Source organism: Bradyrhizobium canariense, assembly GCF_900105125.1.
GTDB lineage: Bacteria > Pseudomonadota > Alphaproteobacteria > Rhizobiales > Xanthobacteraceae > Bradyrhizobium > Bradyrhizobium canariense_A.
Genome location: NZ_LT629750.1, coordinates 1,606,592 through 1,628,240, shown reverse-complemented (window position 1 = coordinate 1,628,240; position 21,649 = coordinate 1,606,592). Strand labels below are relative to the sequence as shown.

The 21,649-nt window shown below is 61.5% G+C and carries 22 protein-coding genes; 6 read left to right on the top strand and 16 right to left on the bottom strand.

The annotated features are described in order from the left end of the window. The first annotated feature begins 156 nt into the window (after nucleotides 1-156). Nucleotides 157-567, top strand: coding sequence for an NADH:ubiquinone oxidoreductase subunit NDUFA12 (locus BLV09_RS07965; protein WP_100386843.1), 411 nt, complete (start codon nucleotides 157-159; stop codon nucleotides 565-567). Between the two features lie 14 nt (nucleotides 568-581). Here BLV09_RS07965 and BLV09_RS07960 read toward each other — a convergent pair whose 3' ends face one another. Then, a complete protein-coding gene (locus BLV09_RS07960; protein WP_146691018.1) occupies nucleotides 582-2,150 on the bottom strand; it encodes a glycosyltransferase family 87 protein in 1,569 nt (522 codons plus the stop codon). Between the two features lie 309 nt (nucleotides 2,151-2,459). Next, a protein-coding gene (locus BLV09_RS07955) for an IS5 family transposase (RefSeq protein WP_244548995.1) occupies nucleotides 2,460-3,241 on the bottom strand; the annotation gives its coding sequence in 2 pieces (ribosomal slippage) (nucleotides 2,460-2,917 and nucleotides 2,917-3,241; 783 coding nt in all). Between the two features lie 130 nt (nucleotides 3,242-3,371). On the opposite strand from BLV09_RS07955, the gene BLV09_RS07950 reads away from it, so the two are divergent. Together BLV09_RS07950 and BLV09_RS07945 are read left to right on the top strand one after the other, a co-directional pair. Then, nucleotides 3,372-3,644: a hypothetical protein gene (locus BLV09_RS07950; protein ID WP_146686890.1), complete on the top strand. Its 273-nt coding sequence runs from the start codon at nucleotides 3,372-3,374 to the stop codon at nucleotides 3,642-3,644. A 139-nt stretch (nucleotides 3,645-3,783) separates the two neighbouring features. After that, complete coding sequence (locus tag BLV09_RS07945; RefSeq protein ID WP_167558652.1) at nucleotides 3,784-5,121, top strand: IS701 family transposase; 1,338 nt, start codon at nucleotides 3,784-3,786, stop codon at nucleotides 5,119-5,121. A 296-nt stretch (nucleotides 5,122-5,417) separates the two neighbouring features. On the opposite strand, the gene BLV09_RS07940 is transcribed toward BLV09_RS07945, so the two are convergent. The 4 genes from BLV09_RS07940 to BLV09_RS07925 all read right to left on the bottom strand — a co-directional run bounded on the left by BLV09_RS07940 (nucleotide 5,418) and on the right by BLV09_RS07925 (nucleotide 7,674). After that, entirely contained in the window at nucleotides 5,418-5,948 is a 531-nt protein-coding gene (locus BLV09_RS07940) for a dihydrofolate reductase family protein (protein ID WP_146686888.1), read from the bottom strand. A 33-nt stretch (nucleotides 5,949-5,981) separates the two neighbouring features. Further along, entirely contained in the window at nucleotides 5,982-6,326 is a 345-nt protein-coding gene (locus tag BLV09_RS07935) for a hypothetical protein (protein WP_146686887.1), read from the bottom strand. Continuing rightward, complete coding sequence (locus BLV09_RS07930) at nucleotides 6,323-6,664, bottom strand: ArsR/SmtB family transcription factor (RefSeq protein WP_146691017.1); 342 nt, start codon at nucleotides 6,662-6,664, stop codon at nucleotides 6,323-6,325. The genes BLV09_RS07935 and BLV09_RS07930 overlap by 4 nt, the downstream gene beginning before the upstream one ends. 320 nt (nucleotides 6,665-6,984) lie before the next feature. Beyond that, nucleotides 6,985-7,674: a DJ-1/PfpI family protein gene (locus BLV09_RS07925; protein ID WP_146686886.1), complete on the bottom strand. Its 690-nt coding sequence runs from the start codon at nucleotides 7,672-7,674 to the stop codon at nucleotides 6,985-6,987. A gap of 110 nt (nucleotides 7,675-7,784) precedes the next feature. Between BLV09_RS07925 and BLV09_RS07920 the strand changes: the two genes are divergently transcribed. Then, nucleotides 7,785-8,723, top strand: coding sequence for a GlxA family transcriptional regulator (locus BLV09_RS07920; protein WP_146686885.1), 939 nt, complete (start codon nucleotides 7,785-7,787; stop codon nucleotides 8,721-8,723). A 148-nt stretch (nucleotides 8,724-8,871) separates the two neighbouring features. After that, nucleotides 8,872-9,144: a hypothetical protein gene (locus BLV09_RS07915; RefSeq protein ID WP_146686884.1), complete on the top strand. Its 273-nt coding sequence runs from the start codon at nucleotides 8,872-8,874 to the stop codon at nucleotides 9,142-9,144. A gap of 21 nt (nucleotides 9,145-9,165) precedes the next feature. On the opposite strand, the gene BLV09_RS07910 is transcribed toward BLV09_RS07915, so the two are convergent. From BLV09_RS07910 to BLV09_RS07895, 4 genes are all read right to left on the bottom strand, one after another. After that, complete coding sequence (locus tag BLV09_RS07910) at nucleotides 9,166-10,404, bottom strand: cation:proton antiporter (RefSeq protein WP_146686883.1); 1,239 nt, start codon at nucleotides 10,402-10,404, stop codon at nucleotides 9,166-9,168. Between the two features lie 155 nt (nucleotides 10,405-10,559). Next, nucleotides 10,560-11,969 carry a PepSY-associated TM helix domain-containing protein gene (locus tag BLV09_RS07905; RefSeq protein ID WP_146686882.1) on the bottom strand — a complete coding sequence of 470 codons (1,410 nt, stop codon included), beginning with the start codon at nucleotides 11,967-11,969 and terminating at the stop codon, nucleotides 10,560-10,562. 516 nt (nucleotides 11,970-12,485) lie between these two features. Continuing rightward, nucleotides 12,486-13,433, bottom strand: coding sequence for an alpha/beta hydrolase (locus BLV09_RS07900; RefSeq protein ID WP_146686881.1), 948 nt, complete (start codon nucleotides 13,431-13,433; stop codon nucleotides 12,486-12,488). A gap of 35 nt (nucleotides 13,434-13,468) precedes the next feature. Further along, entirely contained in the window at nucleotides 13,469-14,248 is a 780-nt protein-coding gene (locus BLV09_RS07895) for an SDR family NAD(P)-dependent oxidoreductase (protein WP_146686880.1), read from the bottom strand. Nucleotides 14,249-14,640: 392 nt separating this feature from the next. Between BLV09_RS07895 and BLV09_RS07890 the strand changes: the two genes are divergently transcribed. Beyond that, a complete protein-coding gene (locus BLV09_RS07890) occupies nucleotides 14,641-15,657 on the top strand; it encodes a DUF2155 domain-containing protein (protein WP_146686879.1) in 1,017 nt (338 codons plus the stop codon). 13 nt (nucleotides 15,658-15,670) lie between these two features. Here BLV09_RS07890 and aat read toward each other — a convergent pair whose 3' ends face one another. The 6 genes from aat to accB form a co-directional block, all read right to left on the bottom strand. Continuing rightward, on the bottom strand, nucleotides 15,671-16,351 hold the full coding sequence (gene aat, locus BLV09_RS07885) for a leucyl/phenylalanyl-tRNA--protein transferase (protein ID WP_146686878.1): 681 nt from the start codon (nucleotides 16,349-16,351) through the stop codon (nucleotides 15,671-15,673). 147 nt (nucleotides 16,352-16,498) lie between these two features. Further along, complete coding sequence (locus tag BLV09_RS07880; protein ID WP_146686877.1) at nucleotides 16,499-17,590, bottom strand: sensor histidine kinase; 1,092 nt, start codon at nucleotides 17,588-17,590, stop codon at nucleotides 16,499-16,501. Continuing rightward, the gene (locus BLV09_RS07875; protein ID WP_100381583.1) at nucleotides 17,587-18,027 is read right to left on the bottom strand and encodes a response regulator; all 441 of its coding nucleotides are present in this window, start codon (nucleotides 18,025-18,027) and stop codon (nucleotides 17,587-17,589) included. Before BLV09_RS07875 ends, BLV09_RS07880 begins: the two co-directional genes overlap by 4 nt. Beyond that, nucleotides 18,024-19,553 carry a sensor histidine kinase gene (locus BLV09_RS07870; protein WP_146686876.1) on the bottom strand — a complete coding sequence of 510 codons (1,530 nt, stop codon included), beginning with the start codon at nucleotides 19,551-19,553 and terminating at the stop codon, nucleotides 18,024-18,026. The genes BLV09_RS07875 and BLV09_RS07870 overlap by 4 nt, the downstream gene beginning before the upstream one ends. A 121-nt stretch (nucleotides 19,554-19,674) precedes the next feature. Then, a complete protein-coding gene (gene accC / locus BLV09_RS07865) occupies nucleotides 19,675-21,024 on the bottom strand; it encodes an acetyl-CoA carboxylase biotin carboxylase subunit (RefSeq protein WP_100381584.1) in 1,350 nt (449 codons plus the stop codon). Nucleotides 21,025-21,140: 116 nt separating this feature from the next. Further along, a complete protein-coding gene (accB, locus tag BLV09_RS07860) occupies nucleotides 21,141-21,620 on the bottom strand; it encodes an acetyl-CoA carboxylase biotin carboxyl carrier protein (protein WP_100381585.1) in 480 nt (159 codons plus the stop codon). Nucleotides 21,621-21,649 lie beyond the last annotated feature (29 nt).

Below are 21,649 nucleotides of genomic sequence, written 5' to 3'. Positions count from 1 at the left end.
GGAATGAATGGATTGCGCCGAATCCGCGGCAATTCGTCACCGGTGGCGTTGTGTCAGATCTTCTTCAGTCATGCCGGGCGGGGCGACCAAACTGGACATTTCGGCCTGCCGATGGCATCACGACCACAAGCGTATCTCGAACCGGCCGAGCCCCTGATGAAACAGTTTCTGCTCAAGATGTTCACATGGTGGAACGGCCAGACCTTCGGCACGCAATTGTGGACCTGGCGATTCGGCGAGCTGGTCGGTGAAGACGAGCAGGGCAACCGCTATTACCGCACCAAGGGCGGCAAGATCGATCCCACGCTCCATTTCCAACGGCGATGGGTGGTCTACAACGGCTACGCCGAAGCGACCCGCGTGCCGCCGTCATGGCATGGCTGGTTGCATCACACCGTCGACGTCGCGCCGACCGAAGAGGCCTACGTGGCGCGTGAGTGGGAAAAGCCGCACGTGCCGAACATGACGGGCACGCCCCGGGCTTACCGGCCTTCCGGTTCGACGCTGGCAAGCGGGCGCCGCCCCAAGGCCACCGGCGACTATCAGCCGTGGACGCCGGGAAGCTAAGCCGGTAGCCGCGATCAGCAGGACTGGCTTTTGGTCTGCGCCGATGGGCGCAGCGGACAGGCCTCGATATCGACGCCTTCTGGTCCCGGAATAACAGCACACGCGCGCGAAGCGTCGATTTCCCAGCCATATTCGTCGAGCAGACACTGCCGCGGCGCGCTGCCACGCAGATGCATCGCCCACACGCCGCCCGGCAACGGATGGGCAAGACCAGCGCGGATGCGATGATCCAGGGATCCTCCCGGGACAATCGGCATCAGAATGTCGGAGAGTTGATAGGCGCGCGAACCGGGTCCGAGCAGCGGCACCATGTATCCGAGCGGTTTTTCGATCATCAAATACGTCGCGGCTTCGGAAAGCGCCTTGGGAGGCTGTGGTTGATACGGATCAGACCAGGGACGTCGCGACCAATCGGCAGGTTGCGACCACAACGCGATGGCGACGGCAAGACCGGCTGTCGCGAAACTGGCCCAGGCCGGCCGGCTCGACGCAAAAGGCTTGCGTTGCAAGGCGCCTGACAGGCGCGAAAACAAAAGGACGATGAGCGGTGCGCAGAGCAATTCCAGAGCCACCGCGTAGCGGTGAATGGAAAACTCCAGGAGCCACACGACGTAGGCGACCAGGAAAAAAACCAGGAATTGCTTATCCCGCCGCGTGAATATGCGTAGCCGGGACAACAAGCCGGCACCGACGGTTGCCGCAAGCAGCACGAATGCGATGGCGAAGCGTGGATCTCGAAATGGCCATTCAGACGAGCGGTAATTGCCGACCGCCCAGTAAAATGGATAGGCGAACGCCTCCCACAAACCATGCGGCATGAAGCGCAGGTCGGCGAACGATCCGTCCATGGCTTCCGGAGAGCGAAAAATCCCGTTGTAAAAAGGAAACACAGGGTTGCCGAACTCCTGCCATAACGTCCAGGCCCACGCGCCGCCGGTGCCGAGCGCACCAACCGCGCCACCGGCCGCGAAACAGCAGAGCGCCGACAGCGGCCGCGCCGCGTATAAGAGGGATATGGCCGCCCCAACACAGAAAACCATGTTGGTCAGCTTTAACCCTGCGGCGGCGCCAATCAGCATGCCCGCGATGACGTAGCGTGCGCGATGCTGTGCGTTGGCCGACAGCATCACGCCGACGCCCGCGATGACGGGCAGCGCGGTGAGTATATCGGCAAAGCTGGTTCCGACTTCCGACAGCGTCATCGGACCGAACGCGGCGATAACAACCGAAGCGGCCAGCGCCCATACGTTGGCAGCGCCACCCAAAACGATGCGCGAGAACCAGTAGATCAGCGCCAGGTTGAGACCGTGGAGAGCGCCAAGCCACATTCCCCAAAACGGTGCGCTGACGTGATGCCGCAGAAGATAGGCGGGCAGATAGGGAAGGGGATTGAGGAAGGTTTGAAAGCCGCCGGGTGCGACGTCCTGATCGAAACGTCCATTGAGCAGCGCGAACGCGCCATACTCATGATAGTTGCGCCAATCCCAGTTGATGTCCTCGCCGGCAAACCAGGCGTAGGCGGCGCCTGCCGCCAGCGAGCCCAGGATCACCAGCCAGATCTCGAGGTTTCGGCGCGCGACCATTGGCCGGACGAAGCCGGGTTCGTTCGTTCCGGCGTATGGACGAAACAGTGCGCCGGCTTCAGCCGGCGAGTTCCGCGCTGGACGATATTGGCTGCTCATTTGGCTCCGGCGGTTGCCGGAAACCTATCGCAGGTGGGGTTAAGAAAGGGATTCTGCGCTATCCGAGCCGTGCGGCCGCGCGGCGGATGGCTCGGCATTCCGCGTTTCGCTGTCGCCGCAGTCAGATTTTCGAGCATGCGTGCCCGTGAACACGGTAACAGCGGGGACATCTGCAGGTTGTGTCCTTGTGCTTCGACCTTGACCACGGTTCTAGGAGGCGTGGACAAATTTGAGCCAGTATCTGGCAGACGCAAGATGGACCATGCCGAGGAAGCTATTGGCCAGTTGGTCGTAGCGGGTGGCGATGGCGCGGTTGATCTTGAGGTGGCCGAACATGCGCTCGATGCGGTTGCGCTGCCTGTAGAGCGTCCGATCATGTTCGATCTTCACACGGCGGTTTGAGCGGCCGGGGATGACGGCCTTGATTTTTCGCCTGGCAAGGTCGGCGCGGATCGCGTCCGCGTCATAGCCCTTGTCCGCAAGCAGGGCGTCAGGCGCGCGCTCAGGCAGGTCGATCAGGGCATCATACGCTTTGCAGTCAGCCGCTTCGCCGACCGTCAGGTGGAAGGCGAGTGGTCGTCCGAGGGCATCGGCCAGACAGTGAAGTTTACTGGTGAACCCGCCCCGCGAGCGGCCAAGAGCGCGTCGATGAGTCCCCCTTTTCCGCCCGCTGCCGAGACGTGGGCGCGAACTGTGGTGCTGTCGATGCTGTAGTGGCCGCTGTCCGCCATGATCTCGGCGAGCGTCACGGCGACGCTCTCCCATACCCCGGCTTCGCTCCATCGTCGGAACCGTCGATAGATGGTGTTCCAACTGCCATATTTGGGCGGCACATCGCGCCACGGCGCTCCGCACCGAAGCCGCCAGAGGATGCCGTTGATGATCGCGCGGTTTTGCTCGGGCGGCCTGCCTCGACCACGGTTCTCAGGCTCTATGGGCAACAAGTCCTTCAGAACGCGCCATTCCGCTTCAGTGAGATCGCCCCTGCTCAAGTCTACCTCCAAAAGGCAGCCTTGAATCAATCTTCCAGCGCTCGGTCAATCATGTCGGACCGCACCCTTTTTGCAGGCGCTGGAGATTCCACGGCTATCCGATAAAGTGCCTGACCTCAGGAGTTGGACTATGGGCTGGTGGAAGAAACTGTTTGGCCGGACGAGCGACAAGTCACTCGACGGAGCAACGTATCAAGTTGCCACAACGCTCTACAGCTGGGACGGAAAACGCTCCGCAGAAATTCGCAAATTCGACAACGGGCAAACCTATTTGCTCGAAAGCGAATGGGTGGACGGAACCGAATTCAGAGAACGACATGAGGGTAGGATGGTCGGACCCTTCCGCTCTCCAAAACATGCTGAGCAATTTATCGTAAGCACAGCGTGGTTTAGCGGAGATTGATCGGACGCTCTCCTACAGTCGGAATTTGTCCACGCCTCCTAGCACTACTTTGGCAGATTTCGACGATTGATCGGCTCAACTGGATTCCCGAATCAGATTTTCGGTGATTCATGGGTGGTCGGCATTTGGAGGGCCGACCATGGCGGGCAGGACGTCGAACTGGGAAGATGAGCTTGGACGCTGGCTCCAGCCATTTCTGGATCGGTTAGGGCACAAGGCGCGACGGCGGATGTGTCCGCTGTATGTTTCGGGGCTGATCGGACCGGGCGATCGCAAGAGCGTGCAGCCGATGGCGGCGCGGCTATCGCCGGGGGACTATGACCAGTTGCACCATTTTATCGCTGATGGCGTCTGGGATGCGGCGCCATTGGAGTCGGAGCTGCTCGTTCAGGCCGATCGGCTGGTCGGTGGCGAGGATGCGGTACTGGTCATCGACGACACCGCGTTGCCGAAGAAGGGCGATCGTTCGGTTGGTGTGGCTGCGCAATATGCTTCGTCTCTCGGCAAGACGGCCAATTGCCAAACGTTGGTGTCGCTGACGCTTGCGCGCGGTGAAGTGCCGGTGATGGTGGCATTGCGTCTCTTCCTTCCCGAGAGCTGGACGAGCGATGCGGCGCGTTTGAAGCGCACCGGTGTTCCCGTCGAGTATCGCGCAGCGCGGACCAAGCCAGAGATCGCGCTGGCTGAGATCGATCGCGTGATCGCGGCCGGAGTTCGCCTCGGCTGTGTACTGGCGGATGCCGGTTACGGCCTCAGCGCACCGTTCCGTCAGGGGCTCACGACACGCGGGCTTTTCTGGGCCGTTGGTATCCCTCGTCACCTCAAGGTGTACCCGGTCGGGGTCAAGCTGATCTGGCCAGTTGCGGCTCGGGGTCGTCCCCGCAAGCGGCACATTCCGGATATTCTGTCGAGAGCGGCCGAAGACATGTTGGCCAACGCCAAGTGGCAGAATGTAAGCTGGCGAAACGGAACCAAGGGGCGGCTGGAAGCCCGCTTCGCCGCGGTGCGCGTCCGGACCGCCGATGGACCACCGCAGCGGATCAAGGACATGGGCCAGCAGCACCTTCCCGGAGATGAGGCGTGGCTGATCGGCGAGCATCGCAGCTCGGGGGAGAAGAAGTATTACCTCGCCAATCTGCCGGCCAAAACGGATCTGCGCACGTTAGCTGCCACGATCAAAGCGCGGTGGATTTGCGAACAGGCCCATCAGCAGTTGAAGGAGGAACTCGGGCTCGATCACTTCGAAGGAAGATCCTGGCAAGGCCTCCATCGACATACGCTCATGACCATGATCGCTTACGCGTTCCTCCAGCACCGCCGTCTCGCACAAGTGGGGCGGAAAAAAAAGAATCAACGGTCCACCGCCGCAGCCGAGCCTGCCAGCCGTACGCCAAGCCATCGTCGATCTCATCGTTCAACCACGACCTCAGCGATGCCCGTACTGCCGAAGAAAAATCGGCAAAAAGCAGCGGCATGAATAATCTGCCAAAGTAGTGCTAGGCCCCTGGTGCAGAAGTTCTGAAATCGCCGGTTGATGTGGAGCTGCCGCAAGACAGGAAAGGCCGTCTGGGAAACCAGACGGCCTTTTTCTTACATAGCGATTTCAAACGAGAGCCCGCTCTGGACTTGATCCGGGGAAGATACCGGTTCTCCTGTGCGATGCCAGTGCTCTGAGCTTACTTCCGCTTTCGGAGCATAGGAGACGTGGTCAGATTTGCCACTGAGTCGCCCCGGTCGCGAATGACCCCGAAGCGGACATCGGCAGCGCATCGGCTAAGCAGGAACGTATGTCAACCTGATCGCATCCTCGCCGATCAAGTCGCTGGCCACCAGACGGAGCGGCGGCCGGGGGCCGGCGAAGAATGGCTTGCCGCGACCAAGCACGACGGGATGGAAGTAGAGTCGATACTCATCAACGAGACCGAGGTTGGTTAAGCTTCGTGCCAAGTCAGGTCCGCCAACTTCAATCTCCCCAGCGAGCCGAGCCTTCAACCCACTTATCAGCGCCTCGACGTCATCCGCGACAAGTGTGGCGTTGGGGCCGACTGACTTCAACGAGCGCGACACGACCCACTTCGGTTGGCTCCGCCATGCCATCGCGAAGTCGCGTAGCTCCGGGGTCCACTCAGAATGGTCCTCGTCCCAAACCCGCATTACCTCGTACATGCGGCGACCGTACACACTGCCGGTCAGGCCGCGCACTTGCTCGATGAAGTGACGGAAAAGCGCGGGTCCCGGTGCGAATTCCTGGTGGTCTACATAACCATCAAGAGACTGGTTCAATCCGAAGACGAGTTTCGCCATGTCATCGCTTCCAATCTTCAAAAAGTCGAAAGACTAACGCTGCTCTTGTACACCCAGTTGCCATTCAACAGGCTGAAAAGACACCGCGCGGGGAGAGCCGCCGCGAGCGTTCACAGCGTGCGAACTGGGCCGCCCAAGCTCCTTCATTGCGGTGACTTGCGCGAGGCCGTATGCGCTCATCGTGTAGCTTAGAACACCATTGGCCCGCGTTTCGAGCGCATGCACTTTCGTACGAAAGCCTTCCGGGCCCCACCATGACTCAAAACCATCTGAAGTCGTCCAAAGCGCCCACAACTCCTCCAGCGGCGCGCGGTAGGTTCGCTCGATCACCACACTCGACGTGATTGCTTCGGTCGCCGGCCGGATAATGCTGCTCACTTGCTTCTCCTGCTTTTGGTAGTTCGGATGCGCTGCCGATTGTCGAGTGCCGATCCGAACCGATCCAGCCGCTCTTCCCAAAGGCCCCGATAGCCCGCCAGCCAACCGTACAACTCGCGAAAGAGTTCTGGCCGAAGCGAGTAGAAGCGCCGCTGATGCTCCGGCCGCACCGTGACAAATCCCGCATCATGAAGGATGCGCAAATGGCGGGAGACGCCGGATTGGTGAATGCCCGCATCTTTCACGATGTCGCCAACCTGACGTTCACCCGCACGCAACGCCTCGATGACGCGGCGACGCGCTGGATCCGCGATAGCCTGAAAGGCATCTATATGCATCATTATGTATATGTATCATTATGCATATAATAAGGTCAAGGTCGGCCGGGTTCAGGGCAGCGGGAGACGCGGCGCAGTCGGCCGGAACGGCGACACCCCATGATCGATCATGTCTGCCTCTGGCACATCGCGACATCGGGCTCTGAAACGGACATTGATCGCTTTCGGGGCGTAGCGGACATCGCATCGTCCATCGTTCTCACCTGGCGTTTTGGAGCGAAAGCCTGATCAGGGGTGGATACGCGGTTCGCGTGAAGAAAAACGCTTCAAGATAAGAGCTTCGGAGTCTGACCCTGGTCCAGTCAAGAATCCAACAGGTTTTAGCTCGTGAGCCGTGCGGCCGCGCGGCGGATGGCTTCGCTGCGGCGCGGCTGGGTGACTGCTATTCTCTCTTTCATGACGGCGAGAATTTCCGGCGGCGCGGCATCGGGCGAACCGGCATTGAACGGAGGCGCCGGATTATATTCCAGCCTGAGCTGAATCGCTTCCGCGGTCTGCCGGTCGACCAGCAGCGACACCAGCGTCAGCGCAAAATCGATGCCCGCGGTCACGCCGCCGCCGGTGACGCGGTTGCGGTCGATGCATACGCGGGTTTTTGTCGGCGTCGCCCCGAACGGCTCGAGAAATTCCATCGCCGTCCAATGCGTCGCGGCGCGATAACCCCTGAGCAGTCCGGCGGCGCCAAGCACCAGAGACCCCGTGCAGACCGACGTGATGTATTTCGCGGCCTTCGCTTGCCTGCGCAGGAAGTCGAGCATCTCCTCGTCATTCACCATGTCGTCGCTGCCGGCGCCGCCGGGGACACAGATCACATCGAGCTGCGGGCAGTCCGCAAAGGTGACGGTCGGCGTGAGCGTCAGCACGGAATCGCTCGGCACCGGCTCGATCCGTTTCCAGATCAGATGGACCTTGGCGCCCGGCACGCTCGAAAACACCTGCAGCGGTCCGGTCAGGTCGAGCTGCGTCACCTTGGGAAATACCAGAAGACCGATCTGAAGTGATGCTGACATGGGAAGACCTCCGAGGTTTCGCTTGACCGGGTTATCCTGTCATGATGACCTCCTGTCTGAAATGCCATATTTCCCTCATTTAAGGACATTGCACATCTGAGGTCTGAATCATGATCGGCATCCTCGTATTTCCTGATTTCCAGTTGCTCGACGCGGCCGGCCCGATTTCGGTATTCGAAATCGCTGCGCGCTATGCCGCGGCGGATCAGGCGATCAAGGTTCTGGCAGTGACACCGGGTCCGGTTCGCAGCTCCTCCGGCGTCGAAATGCTCGCGCGCGGCCTCAGGCCCCATGGCGCGATCAGCACCCTGATCGTGGCCGGTGGCGAGGGGGTGAGGACGGCGTCGAAATGCGAGAAGACATTGGCGTTCGTGCGTACGATGGCCAGGCGCGGCGTGCGCATCGCCAGTGTCTGCTCCGGGGCCTACGTCCTCGCCGAAGCCGGCCTGCTCGACGGCCGCCGCGCCACCACGCATTGGGGACGCACCCGGCACTTCCTCAGTGCCTATCCCAAGGTGAAGCTGGAGCCTGATCAAATATTCACCCATGACGGTCCGATCTGGACCTCGGCCGGCATCAGCGCCGGCATCGATCTGGCGCTGGCGATGGTGGTAGAGGATTTCGGCGAAGAGGTTGCGCAGAAAACCGCGCGCCAGCTCGTGCTCTATCATCGCCGCAGCGGCGGCCAGTCGCAATTTTCCTCGCTGCTGGAATTGAAGGCGCCCACGGGGCGCTTCGGCGCGCTGCTGACATGGGCGCGCGAGCATCTCGATGCGCCGCTGACCGTGGAAGATCTGGCCGAGCAGGCCGGCATGAGCACGCGGCACTTTGCCCGCGCGTTCATCGCGGAGACCGGGACCACCCCGTCAAAGGCGGTGGAGCGACTGCGGATCGAAGCGGCGCGGCAGCGGGTGCAATCCTCAAGCGAAGCGATCGAGCGCGTGGCGCAGTCCACCGGCTTTCGCGATCCGGAGCGGATGCGCCGCGCTTTTATCCGCGCCTTCGGCCAGCCGCCGCAATCGCTTCGGCGCGCAGCGCGGGTGGGTTGATTTCAATCAATCGAAAATTTGAGCTGGTTGGATCAGGCTTTGGCGTTGTCCTTTTGTTTGTATGCAGGGCGTGCGCCGCTTTGGGAATGCTTCTAAAACGCTTGGAGCCACCCCTAAAGATCGTCAATGAGGCCGAAGAGATCACGTGATGGCCGGCAATTCGATGACCTTCAGAATTCTCTTTCCGTCGAGCTATTCGGTCGAGGTCTCCAAACTTCGGCAGCAACTCGACGAAGCGCATCTGGCCTGGTCGAAGGAGTGGAAAGAACGACAGGCTGATTTCAAGATCGAGAACATCCGTTTTGCCCATGATCCTCGCTGGAACAAACGATTTTTCAGCTTGCAAGCCGCGCATGATGGAGAGTCATGGTTTTGGCAGGCCACGCATATGATTGTAGTCTTTGGCGGATTGTCGATCTGAACAAATCGAAAATCAGATCCGCTAGTTTGTCTCCAAAAGCCCTAACTTGCGTCCGAGCCATTCGGTGGTCGACGCCTGGATCAGGATCGTCATGAGAATGGCGATGAAGGTGACCGACGCGATTATAGGCGCGCCCGGTGCTTTCATTCCCGACAGCAGGCCGGCGAGGGCAGCCGGGATGACGCCGGTCTCGCGGGTCCAGCACATGAACAGCATCTCGCGAAAACTCCATCGCGCGCGACGGTCCGGCAGCGCGCACAGGAAAACCGTCGCCGGCCGCGCCACCAGCATCAGCACGGCGACGACGGCCACGCCGCCGAGCCAATATTGGCGCATCAGCTCGAAATCGACCTGGGCGCCGAGCAGAATGAAAATGAACACGCGCATAATGAACGCGGTGGTCAGCACATACTCGTCGAGTTTTTGTGCTTCGCCTGGTTCCATCTTGAAGCCGAAGGCTTCCTTGTTTCCCAGCATGATGCCGAACACGAACACCGCCATGAAGCCTGAGGCCTGAAGGCCGGTGGCTGCGAAATAGGCGCCGATCATCGCGACCAGCGTGACGACGGGGGCATATTCGGCGAGGAAAGCCCATTTCTCATGGGCGATCAGCAGCGCGGCCAGATATCCGAGCGCGATGCCCGCGACAATGCCGAGGACGGATTGCTTGAGCAGGTCGAGGATGGATGTCGTCAGCGAGAACTCGCCGCTTCCTGTCGCCACCGCCAGCACGCCGAAGGTGATGATCGCAGCCATGGCGTCGTTGAACGCGGACTCGCTCATCACGGTTTGCGCCACCCGATCTCGAATCCGAACCTGGCGGAAGATCGGCACCAGCGTCGCCGGATCGGTCGAGGCCAGCGTTGCCCCCAGCAGCAGCGCCACGACAAGAGGCGTCCCGAACACATAATAGGCGGCAAGGCCGGTGATGCCGGCCGTGATCAGCACGCCGACGGTCGCGATCACGACGATGGTGATCCAGACCTGCTTCAGGACATCAAATCGCAGTGAGGCTCCGCCGTCGAAAAGAATGTAGCTGGAGCCGAACAACAGGATGATCTCGTTCAGCGGCGTATCCGCCTTGATGTCGATCAGTCCCAGCGCCTGCGGGCCGATCGCGATGCCCACGACGAGAAATACCGCGACATCGGGGATCCGGATCTTCTGTGCGAGGAAAGCGGCGATGGTGCCGATCGCCAGAATAAGCCCGCAAGACAATAGCGTGTGCCTGGCGATTTCAATGGAGACGGAGGCTTCCAACTGGTTTTCTCTTCACGCGGGCCTGAATGCGCAGATCATATTTTATGAGGACGACGCTGCCCGAGCCGCCGTGAAATGGCAAGCTCTCCGGCGTTTCCGGCCGATGCCAACGCGGGAATGCCGACTAGGTTCGATCAAGCCGTCCCGACGGCAGTTTATTTCGGCTTTGCCACCACGTCATTGGCACGCCGTCGCTGAAAGCAAACAGCAATGACAACGAGCGGAGCAGCGAGTGCGATCCACGATAACATCCACCAAATTCCACCTTGCCCAAGCAGGGCGGATAACAGCCCGAAGGCTGTCAGGATCGCAAGCGTTCCCGGCCATCGCCAGACGTGGCGCGATGTCTGACGTGTCGCACCGGCGCTCATTCGGCGGCTTCCCGCGACAGCGGCCGGCGAAGAAGCGGCGTGACTTGCGACCAGTTCAGCCTCGGCTTCCGCAAGAGGCGACGCACGGCGCGATAGCCAGAGGTAGAGTCCGCTCCCCAGCACGGCGATCGTGACAAGATCGAGCAGAATCCAGATGATCTTCAACGGCATGCCACCGTAATCGCCGAAGTGCAGAGGGCGCGATAGCTCGAGCGCCCGCAGGTACCACGGCATCTTTACGACAGAGACCAATGCGCCGCTCCGCGCATCGATCAGAACGGGGCTGAAAAGCCGGGATGTCAACGGCTCCCGGCCCTTGCCCCACACAAGGTAATGGTAGGGTGAGCCGAACGGCGAGCCTGGAAAGACAATGCTCGTCATTGTCATGTCGGGAAGTGCTGCTTTCGCCGTATCGAACGCGGCTTGCGGCGAGGTTAGCTCCGCGACGTCAGGCGTGGGCTTGCCGCGCATGGGATCGAGCATCGCCTTGACGTCGGTCTGCTGCCAAAGCGCAAATAGCGGCGTGGAGAGCTCGTTGATGAATCCCGTCGTCCCGACCACCAGGGTCCACGCCAGCATGACGACGCCAAACAGGTTGTGCAGATCGAGCCATTTGAGTCGCGGCGAGCGGTCGGCGCGCACGGTGCCGAAATCGAGTTTGCGCATGAACGGGCCGTAGACCACGACGCCGGACACGATTGCGACGACGAACAGAAGCGCCATGAGACCCATGAACAATTCACCCGGGAGGCCCGCAAACAAATCCTTATGAAGGCGAAGCATCAATTCCAGAAAGGTCTGCCCATCCTGGTCGAATGGCTTCGATTGCTTGAGCACTTTGGCCGTGTGCGCATCGAACCGGATCCAATGCATTGAATTGCGATTCGCCTTGTAGCTTTCCCAGGAGGGGGCCATGAAAACGACGATCTTTGGCTCGTCGTCATCGGAGAACATCGAGATCACGATTTGCCCCGGATACATCTGCCGACTGATCTGCGCGAGGTGATCGAGGCTTGCGTTCGGCGTTCCGTCCGGCGCGGATGCGTAAGGCAGCCCGTCATCGAGCAAATTGGAAATCTCGTCCCGGAGCACGAGGGGCATGCCGGTGATGCAAATCACCAGCAGAAAAACCGTGCACACCAGGCTCGCCCATTTATGGACCCAGAACCATCGTCGAAGCGTCGCTCGCGTCATGATTTTATTTACCCGGGCCTCCGGAAAGAACGATCACGTTTCCCTCATCGGGTGCAGGCTCCGTCACCAGCGATAGCGCAGGCCCGCGTAACTTTTCTTCCAACAACGTTCACCGAAATTATCCCCGCGCAGTGGGCCACCTTGTGTGGCTTCTGCGCCGGGTTCTTATTCGACCTGTCCTCGTTCGAATCCTAGAATGCCTCTACTTGCCTCGCGTGGATCTTAGAAATTATCAAAACAAAGCGATGCGTTGTCTTCTCAGAAATACATCGATACATTTCGATACATTCTATCGACGCATCTGCAATGCGCCTTGCGGGTTTGGCCTCACAAGTGTTGAAGGTGCAGAAGATCTGATTCGACGACACGGCCGCCGTTTCGACGCAGACACTGAGGTCTATCGTCGAAGATAATTGACTCATCATGTTCAATGATTGCGGGAGGCTCGGCAAGAATTCGCTATCGGATCAAAGTGGACCGCAACGAGCATTCCTGGACGCGTTTTATGCGTTCGCGCTAGTTCAGCGCCTTCAGCCACGCGCCGATTTCGCTGGCTGCGACATTGGCCTGCTGTAGCAGCTTGCCCATGGTAAAGAAGCCGTGGAATTGGCCGGGAAATGTCCGGTGCGTGACGGCAACGCCGGCTTGCTGCAGACGGGCGGCATATTCGTCGCCTTCGTCGCGCAAGGGATCGGCGCCGGCGGTCAGCACATAGGCCGGCGGCAACCCGACCAGCGTCGCGGCTTTTGCCGGCGAGGCGCGCCAGTCATGAACGTCGGCGGTGCCGCTGAGATAATGATCGCGAAACCACCTGATGACGGAATGCGTCAGCAGGATGCTGGTCTCCGGCTCGCTGTGCGAAGGATGCGTCATGGCGAAGTCGACGGCGGGATAGATCAGCACTTGACCCGCGATCGCCGGACCATCGCCGTCGCGCGCCGATATCGCGACGACCGCGGCGAGATTGCCGCCGGCGCTGTCGCCGCCGACCATCAGCCGCGACGAATCGATGCCGAGTTGCGTTGCATTGCCGGCGATCCACGTTGTCGCAGCGATGGCATCATCGACGGCAGCGGGAAATTTATGCTCGGGCGCCAGACGATAACCGACCGAGATCACGATAAGCTGGCTTGCATCGGCGAGCTTGCGGCACACCACATCATGGGAATCGAGATCGCCGATTACCCAGCCGCCGCCGTGAAAGAAAACCAGACATGGCGCAAGACCATTGGCCTGCCTCAGCTTCAGCGGCGTGTAGATGCGCGCCGGAATCGATCCGGCAGGCGAGGGGATCGCAAGCGGCTGCACCGATTTCAGCTCCGGCGGCCCCGGGTTGGTGACGACGCGGCCCTTCAGATAGAGCTCGCGCGCTTCAGCCGGCGAGACCGTTTCATAAGGCGGCCGGCCCGCTTCCTGGAACGCCTGGTAGACGGCGGCGGCATCGGGATCGAGAACGACGGGCATGATTGGAAAACCTTCTGATGTCAGAACTAGAGCGCTTAGGCGGCGGTGCGGCCACCATCGACGGTGTAGGCTGAGCCCGAGACATAGCTCGCCTCGTCGGAGGCAAGGAACGCCACGATGGAGGCGACTTCGGAAGCCTGGCCCAGTCGGCGGGCCGGAATCCGCTCCACGATCTTTTCGTTCGGCGTTGGCGCGTTGCCGGGATTGCGGCCGTCGATGATCGCGCTCAGCATCCGGCTGTCGATCAGGCCGGGGCAGACGCAATTGACGCGGACGCCGGTCGCGGTGCATTCCCACGCGGCGCTCTTGGTGAGCCCGATCACCGCGTGCTTGCTGGCGCTGTAGACTGCGATATGTGGCGAGCCCACCAGGCCCGCGATCGAAGCGGTGTTGATGATGCTGCCTTTGTTGTTTTTGAACATTACCGGCAACACATGCTTCATCCCCAGGAAGACGCCGACCACATTGACGTCGAGCACGCGGCGAAACGCCTCCAGCGAATATTCGGTGATCGGCCTGATGTCACCTTCAACACCGGCGTTGTTGTAGAACACGTCGATGGTGCCGAACCTGTCGACGGCGGCGCGGACATATTCGGCGACCTCTTCCTCATGGCTGACGTCGGCGGTGACGGCGAGCGCCTCCGCCGAGGCGGGCAAATCCCTGATCGCGGCTTGCAGGTCTTGTGGCTTGCGGTCGACTGCGACAATTCGCGCACCGCGCTCGGCCAGCAACCGCACGGTTGCGGTGCCGATGACGCCGGCCGCACCGGTGACGACGGCGACCCTGCCGTCCAGACGAATTCGATCGGGCATGTCGGTGTTTCCCCTGGGCTTCCCCGGTTGTCCCGGGTTTTCCTTGCCGGCGCGTGGGCCGCGCCAGCTTTGATCCGCCGACTATTCCATGGGTGGCGCGGGCTGACCAGTGCAGTGGCTTTGAAGTTCCTTCGGGGGCGGCGCGTCGGTCGAGGGGCTTCAAATCCGAGATCCGCATCGGAATCGTGGTTTGTCGTGGCCCTCAAGATTCCGAAGTTCGCATAAGGGGTTGCAGCGAGGGCAAAGGAGCTTTGGAAGCCGGATACTAGCGGTGGGAGCGTCCGCAAGCGCCCTTTCCCCGCCGTATTCGGCGTGTTAACCGGTTGCCCAGTGGGCGGCTCATAAATTGTACAATGGCGTCAGCCCGATTCGCCTCTTAAAGCCCGCGCGAGATGCTTCGAACCATTGCCCTGACTGGCTTTGCGGCCCTCATTGCCGCTGCGACGATCACACTTGCGCCGCCCGCGCAGGCGCAGATCGGCAATATCTTTTCCGATCCCACACCGCGCCCGCCGGGCAATGTCCCGCGCGGCAATCAGCCGCCGCCTGACGACGAGGAGGACGTGCCGGAACTGCCGCAGGGCCGTGTGCTGCCTGCGGCTCCCACCCGGTTGCCGCCACCAGCGCAGGGCGTGCCGCCGCCCGGCGCAGTCCAGTCGCAGCCCTTGGCGCCGCCGCCAGGCACGACCGTCATTCCGCAGAACACGCCGCCCGCGGCTGCCGGCATGCCGCCGCAGCCTGGTCAGGGCGTCGCCGTCGCGCCATCAGGGCCCAATCCGCTGCCGGGCTTGCCACCGGGACAGCGTCAGCCCAAGGGCACTCCTCAGACCGGGGTTCCGCAGACGCCGGCCACGTTGCAGCCGGGCGATGAAGTCGTCACCGAGCCGCCGGCGCAGAAGATCATCAACAAGAAAGCGAGTTTTTCCGGTCTCGACAAAATCACCGGACGCATCATCAATTTCGATGAGGATATCGGCGAAACCGTGCAGTTCGGCGCGCTGCGGGTCAAGACCGATGCCTGCTACACCCGTCCGGCCACCGAGTCAGCCAACACCGACGCCTTTGTCGAGGTCGACGAGATCACGCTGCAAGGCGAGGTGAAGCGGATTTTTTCCGGCTGGATGTTTGCGGCAAGCCCCGGCCTGCACGCGATCGAGCATCCGATCTATGATATCTGGCTGACTGACTGCAAAGTCCCTGACACCACTGTCGTCAGCACTGCGCAGCCCGATCCGCCGAAACCCACGGCACCGCCGCCTCCACCATCTGCGCAGAAGCGTCCGCCGGCGCAAAAGCAGACAGCTCCGCGTCCGCCGGCACCGATGCAACAGCAGGTGCAGCAGCCGCCTCCGCCACCGCCGCAACCTCAGCAGCAGCCTGGTGGTCTGTTCGGAATTTTCCGGCAATAGAGCGCGCCTTCGGCTAGCCGCGCTCCGCGATGATCTGGAGCGCATCCGCGCCGCTGAGGGGGCGATCAACCGGCAGCTTGCCGAAATCCGCGGCCTCTCCTGTGATCGCCTTGTCCAGCAGCGCCCGGTAACGCCGTCGCGGCACCTCGACCGCGCCGAAACTGCGCAAATGCTCGGTCACGTATTGGGTGTCGAGCAGTGCGAAACCGCCTGCAATCAGCCGCGCCACCAGATGCACCAGCGCCACCTTCGAGGCGTCGCGGGTGCGGTGAAACATGCTCTCGCCGAAGAAGGCGCGGCCGAGGTTGACGCCGTATAGTCCGCCGACAAGGTCATCGTTCTCCCAGACCTCGACGCTGTGGCAATGCCCGAGTTCGTACAACCCGATATAGAGATCGCGAATGCGCTTGTTGATCCAGGTATCGTCGCGCCCGGGCTGTGGCGCGGCGCAGCCGGCGATGACGGCCTTGAAAGCGGTATCGACGGTAACGGTGAAGGCGTCTGAGCGCACGGTGCGCGCCAGCCGCGACGAGACATGAAAGCCGTCGAGCGGGATGACGCCGCGCATTTCCGGCTCGACCCAGAACAGGGTCGGATCATCGGCGCTTTCGGCCATCGGGAAAATGCCGCAGGCATAGGCGCGCAGCAGCACTTCGGGCGTGATTTCGGAAGTGGCGGAGTCGCGCGACGTCATGTGCGCCAGGATAGCAGGGTGAGGGCCGGCATGCGACCGCGCACTATAGCGTTTTCGAGCGAAGTGGCTTCCGGTTCGCGTGAAGAAAACGCGTCAAAACAAAAGAAATAGAGCCTCGGTTCTGATTCCATCAGAACCGAAAAGGCTTTAGCCCGCGGCCGCGTTCGCAGGTTTCGTGGCGGGTGCATTGACGCGGCGAAACCGGACCACGATCCGGGTGCCGGTATGGCTCGGATCGCGCTCGACGCAGGCATCCAGCTTGGTCGCCATCGCAGTGACGATGCGCTGTCCCATGCCGGTGGAGCGCGGGTCCGCCTTGACGTTGAGGCCGACGCCGTCATCGGCGATCGACAGTACCAGATCGTCACCTTGCGCCTTGAGCTCGACGTGAATAGGACCGGCGCCGTCGGGATAGGCGTATTTGACGGCGTTCATCACCAGTTCATTGACGATGATGCCGATCGCCACCGCGCGGTCCGGATCGATCTCGATCGGTTCGGCCTTCAATGTCAGCCGCGACATCCGGTTGCCTTCGGCGGACCGCCTGAGGTCCTCGAGCAGGGCATCCAGGTACTGGTTCAGGAGCACGCTCTTCAGATCGTGCGAGGTGTAGAGGCGGCGGTGAACCTGAGCCACCGCGGCCACACGGCCCATCGCATTGGTCAACGCGGCCTTGACGTCGTCCTGCGCTGCGGAGCTGGCCTGCAGATGCAGCAGCGAGGCGATGATCTGCAAGCTGTTGCCGACGCGATGGTTGACCTCGCGCAGCAGCACCTCGCGCTCGGCGGCGAGCGCGGCGTAGCGGTCGCGCGAGGCGTGGACCTCGGCCTCGGCTTCGTCGCGGGCCTTCTGGATCTGCGCCTGACGCAACGCGCCGTTGACGGCGACCTGGAGCAGGGGGATGAAATCGCCCTGCACGTCCTTTACCAGATAATCGGCGGCGCCCGCCTTGAGCGCGGTGACGGCGATGGTTGAATCCTGCGAAGCGGTGACGAACACCACCGGCGGCGAATTCGGAATCGCCAATATCTGCTCGAGGGTTTCGAGGCCATCGAGCCCGGGCATGTATTGATCGAGCGCGACGACGTCGATGCCGCCCTGCTGCAGCCGGTCGAGCCCGGCCGTGCCGCTTGCGGCATGGACCACGCTGAAGCCGAGCCGGGTCAGGCCGCGGTCGACCAGCCGGGCCAGCGCCTCATCGTCGTCGATATATAGCAGCGTGGGCATGGCAGCGCTCATGTGGCGGCTTGCGGAACCTGAATGACGGAAAAGAACAGGCCAAGCTGGCGAATGGCGTTGGCGAAGCTTTCGTAATTTACCGGCTTGGTGATGTAGACGTTGCAGCCGAGTTCATAGCAGCGCTTGATCTCCTGCGAGTCGTCGGTGGTCGTGAGCACGACGACCGGAGCGCATTTCAGATATTTGTTTTCCTTGACCCGGCGCAAGATATCGATGCCGGTCATATCCGGCAGGTTGAGATCGAGCAGGATCAGCAACGCCTCGCCCTTATGGTCGACGCCGGTACCATCGTTGCCGAACAAATAGTTCACTGCAGCTGTACCATTGGTGAACGGCAAGATCTCGTTGTTGACGCCGGAGCGACGGATGTTCCGCTCGATGAGGCGGGCGTGCCCTTCGTCGTCCTCGATCATGATGATGGTGACTGGCTTGCTCATGTATCTCTGTTCCGGTTACTGGCTGCCCAGGCGATGGGCAGTGTTATCGTGAATGTGCTGCCATTGTGAAGTTCCGATGAAACCGACATGGTTCCACCGAGCCGCCGCACCAGCGCCCGGACGTGGGCGAGCCCGATGCCCTGTCCGGGCTTATCCTGTGTACCGGCACGGCGGAACAGGTCAAAGATCCGCTGGTGGTCCTTGGGATCGATGCCGCGGCCGTTGTCTGCAATCTCAAAAATCGCAAAGCCGAGCTTGGTGCGGCCCCGGATCGTGATGTCGCCGGGAACCCCGGGCTTGAGGTATTTGAGTGCGTTGTCGATCAAGTTGGAAAAGATCTGCTCGATTGCAAGCCGGTCACTGATGATGTCCGGCAGCGGCTCGATGCGAATCTGCGCGTCGGCCTCGGCCGCCTGATGGGCGACGGTCGAAACGATACTCTCGATCAACTCGCGGGTGTCGATTTGCACCGGCTGGAATTCGCGCCGCCCCTCGCGGGTCAGATTGAGGATGGCGGTGATCAGGCGGTCCATCTTGGCGATCGACGATTTGATGAAGCCGAGCGCTTCGGCGAAATCCTGCGAGAGCTGCTTGTCCGGTCCGTCGAGCATGGTTTCGACGTCGCCGCCATCGGCCGGAACGAGTGGCGCGGAATCCGTCATATGGCCGAGCGTCGCGATTCGCCTGAAGATGTCGCCACGCAATTCCTCGAGCTCGCTGGTGAAACCCATGATGTTGACCAGCGGCGAGCGCAGATCGTGACTGACGATATAGGCAAAGCGCTGGATTTCGTTGTTGGCTTCGCGCAGATCGGCCGTGCGCTCGTCGACCGTCGCCTCAAGATTGAGATTGCTGTCGCGCAACCGCGCTTCGGCAAAATCGCGCGCGCGCGACGAACGCCGCACCAAAAACACCGAAATCGCGGCAAGCGCGATCACGAGGCCGGAGCCGACGACGGTCACGATCGATGCCAATTGCTGGGTGCGGTCGGCGATTTTCGTCCGTAGCGCGAAAAGGCGATCTTCTTCGCCGCGCATCGCGTGCGTGATCTGCGTGATGGCCTCGGCGGCCTCGTTCGATCGGCCTTCGCGCAAGACGGCAATGCTGGCTGCGACATCATTGTTCCGGGTGCGATCGATACCTCGGGCGAATTCACCTAACCGCAGCTCAACTGCTGTTTTCAGTTTCGCGGCGTTCTCGGCTTGAACCGGATTGTCGCTGGTCAAATGAGTGAGATGGTCGAGCTCGGGCAGGATGGCTGCCGTCGCAGATTCGTTTTCGCTGAGGAATTGCGGCGCCGAAGACAGCATGTAAGCGCGCGTGGCGCTTTCGGCGCGGCGGATGTCCAGCAGCAAGGCGTTGATCTGGTTTTCCACCTCAACGGTGTGAACCACCCAGGCGTTGTCCTTGCGGGACTGGGTGACGAGGACCACCGACAAGGCGCTGATCGCAACCAGCACAAAAAGCCCGGCCGCGAGCAGCAGGATTTGACCAATCGCGCGCCGGCGCGTGGCATCAACCGTCACAAGTGTTTCGCTTGGCGAAATCAACTGTCCCCCGCGGGATCGTTCCCGGCAACCCGAAAACTTCCATTGGGGCAAATGGTTCCCGGAGGGATCGGATATTTTTGTCGGGAGAGGCGGCCGCTCAATTGGCCGGTTTACCGGCCAGATATTGCTCCAGCCAGTGAATATGGTAGTCGCCGTCGATGATGGCGGGTTCGCGGACCAGCGCCCTGAACAGCGGCAACGTGGTTTCGATGCCTTCCACCACCATTTCGTCGAGCGCTCGCCGCAGCCGCATCAGGCACTCCGCGCGGGTCTTGCCGTGCACGATCAGCTTGCCCACCAGGGAATCGTAATAGGGCGGGATGACGTAGCCCTGATAGACGGCAGAATCGATCCGCACGCCGAGCCCGCCGGGCGGATGGTATTGCGAAATCCGCCCCGGGGAGGGACGAAACGTCTGCGGGTTTTCCGCATTGACGCGACACTCGATAGCATGGCCGATGATGGCGATTTCATCCTGCGTGGCAGGCAACTCGCCACCGGCGGCGATGCGGATCTGCTCCAGCACGAGGTCGATGTCGGTGATCATCTCGGTGACGGGATGTTCGACCTGGATGCGGGTGTTCATTTCGATGAAATAGAATTCGCCGTCCTCGAACAGAAACTCGATGGTGCCGACACCGAGATATTTCATGTCCTGCATGGCCTTGGCGCAAATCCCGCCAATCCTGGCGCGCGCCTCCGCGGTCAGAACCGGTGACGGGCCTTCTTCCCAGACCTTCTGATGACGACGCTGCAGCGAGCAATCGCGCTCGCCGAGATGGATCGCCCCGCCGCGGCCGTCGCCGAGCACCTGAATTTCAATGTGGCGCGGCTTCTGCAGATATTTCTCGAGATAGACCGAGGCATCGCCGAATGCCGATTTGGCTTCATTGGCGGCGGTGGAAAGCGCCAGCATCAGGTCGTCAGCGGTCTGCGCGACCTTCATGCCGCGGCCGCCGCCGCCTGAAGCCGCCTTCACCAGCACCGGAAAGCCAATGGCTTTCGCGATCGCCATTGCGTCATCGTCGGGCCCGACGGCACCCTCGGAGCCGGGAACCACGGGAATGCCGAGCCGCTTTGCAGTCTTCTTGGCTTCGATCTTGTCGCCCATCAGGCGGATGTGTTCGGCTTTCGGTCCGATGAAATGCAGATTGTGATCGGCCAGGATCTCGGCAAAGCGGGCATTCTCCGACAGAAAGCCGTAGCCGGGATGCACTGCATCGGCGCCCGTGATCTCGCAGGCCGCCAGCAGCGCCGGGACGTTGAGATAGCTGTCCTTGGACGGCGGCGGACCGATGCAGACGCTCTCGTCGGCCAGGCGCACATGCATGGCGTCGGCATCGGCGGTCGAATGCACCGCGACCGTGGAGATGCCGAGCTCCTTGCACGCGCGCAGGACGCGCAGTGCGATTTCGCCGCGGTTAGCTATCAGGATCTTGTCGAACATGTTGTCCTAGGCAGGGAGGGGCGAATGGTGAGTGGCGAACAGCGAGTGGAAAGCGCTTCGAGCGGCCGCTGAGTTCGTCGTCGTTCTATTGGCCATTCGCTATTCGCCACTCGCCTCTATTCAATGATCACCAACGGCTCGCCGAATTCGACAGGCTGGCCGTCTTCGACCAAAATCTGCTTTACGGTGCCCGCGCGCGGTGACGGAATCTGGTTCATCGTCTTCATCGCCTCGATGATCAGCAGGGTCTGTCCGACCGACACCTTGCTGCCGACTTCGATGAACGGCTTGGCGCCGGGTTCGGAAGCCCAATAGGCGGTGCCGACCATGGGCGAGGGCACGACGCCCGGATGCTTGGCGACATCCGCCACATCGCCGGGGGCCGCAACGCCGGGCGCGGCGGCGACGGCCTGAATGGACGCCGGCATCGACGCGGCGATGCTGATGTTGCGCGCGACCCGCACCCGCAAGCCGGCGCGTTCGATCTCGATCTCGGTGAGACTGGTTTCATCGAGCAGCAGCGCGAGCTCGCGAATGAGTGCGCTGTCGTCGCTCTTGGATTTTGCGGATGCTTTGTCGTCAGGCTGACGCGCCATGATCTCGTAACTTTCTTTTGGGTGACAGG

Excerpts from the sequence above, each read along its gene's own strand:
- BLV09_RS07895 (WP_146686880.1), bottom strand. The coding sequence starts at position 14,248 with ATGCCCGATCGAATTCGTCTGGACGGCAGGGTCGCCGTCGTCACCGGT.
- BLV09_RS07900 (WP_146686881.1), bottom strand. The coding sequence starts at position 13,433 with ATGCCCGTCGTTCTCGATCCCGATGCCGCCGCCGTCTACCAGGCGTTC.
- BLV09_RS07915 (WP_146686884.1), top strand. The coding sequence starts at position 8,872 with ATGGCCGGCAATTCGATGACCTTCAGAATTCTCTTTCCGTCGAGCTAT.
- accB (WP_100381585.1), bottom strand. The coding sequence starts at position 21,620 with ATGGCGCGTCAGCCTGACGACAAAGCATCCGCAAAATCCAAGAGCGAC.
- BLV09_RS07930 (WP_146691017.1), bottom strand. The coding sequence starts at position 6,664 with ATGCATATAGATGCCTTTCAGGCTATCGCGGATCCAGCGCGTCGCCGC.
- BLV09_RS07880 (WP_146686877.1), bottom strand. The coding sequence starts at position 17,590 with ATGAGCGCTGCCATGCCCACGCTGCTATATATCGACGACGATGAGGCG.
- BLV09_RS07960 (WP_146691018.1), bottom strand. The coding sequence starts at position 2,150 with ATGGTCGCGCGCCGAAACCTCGAGATCTGGCTGGTGATCCTGGGCTCG.
- BLV09_RS07945 (WP_167558652.1), top strand. The coding sequence starts at position 3,784 with ATGGCGGGCAGGACGTCGAACTGGGAAGATGAGCTTGGACGCTGGCTC.
- aat (WP_146686878.1), bottom strand. The coding sequence starts at position 16,351 with ATGACGTCGCGCGACTCCGCCACTTCCGAAATCACGCCCGAAGTGCTG.
- BLV09_RS07925 (WP_146686886.1), bottom strand. The coding sequence starts at position 7,674 with ATGTCAGCATCACTTCAGATCGGTCTTCTGGTATTTCCCAAGGTGACG.
- BLV09_RS07905 (WP_146686882.1), bottom strand. The coding sequence starts at position 11,969 with ATGACGCGAGCGACGCTTCGACGATGGTTCTGGGTCCATAAATGGGCG.
- BLV09_RS07890 (WP_146686879.1), top strand. The coding sequence starts at position 14,641 with ATGCTTCGAACCATTGCCCTGACTGGCTTTGCGGCCCTCATTGCCGCT.
- BLV09_RS07965 (WP_100386843.1), top strand. The coding sequence starts at position 157 with ATGAAACAGTTTCTGCTCAAGATGTTCACATGGTGGAACGGCCAGACC.
- accC (WP_100381584.1), bottom strand. The coding sequence starts at position 21,024 with ATGTTCGACAAGATCCTGATAGCTAACCGCGGCGAAATCGCACTGCGC.
- BLV09_RS07920 (WP_146686885.1), top strand. The coding sequence starts at position 7,785 with ATGATCGGCATCCTCGTATTTCCTGATTTCCAGTTGCTCGACGCGGCC.
- BLV09_RS07940 (WP_146686888.1), bottom strand. The coding sequence starts at position 5,948 with ATGGCGAAACTCGTCTTCGGATTGAACCAGTCTCTTGATGGTTATGTA.
- BLV09_RS07875 (WP_100381583.1), bottom strand. The coding sequence starts at position 18,027 with ATGAGCAAGCCAGTCACCATCATCATGATCGAGGACGACGAAGGGCAC.
- BLV09_RS07950 (WP_146686890.1), top strand. The coding sequence starts at position 3,372 with ATGGGCTGGTGGAAGAAACTGTTTGGCCGGACGAGCGACAAGTCACTC.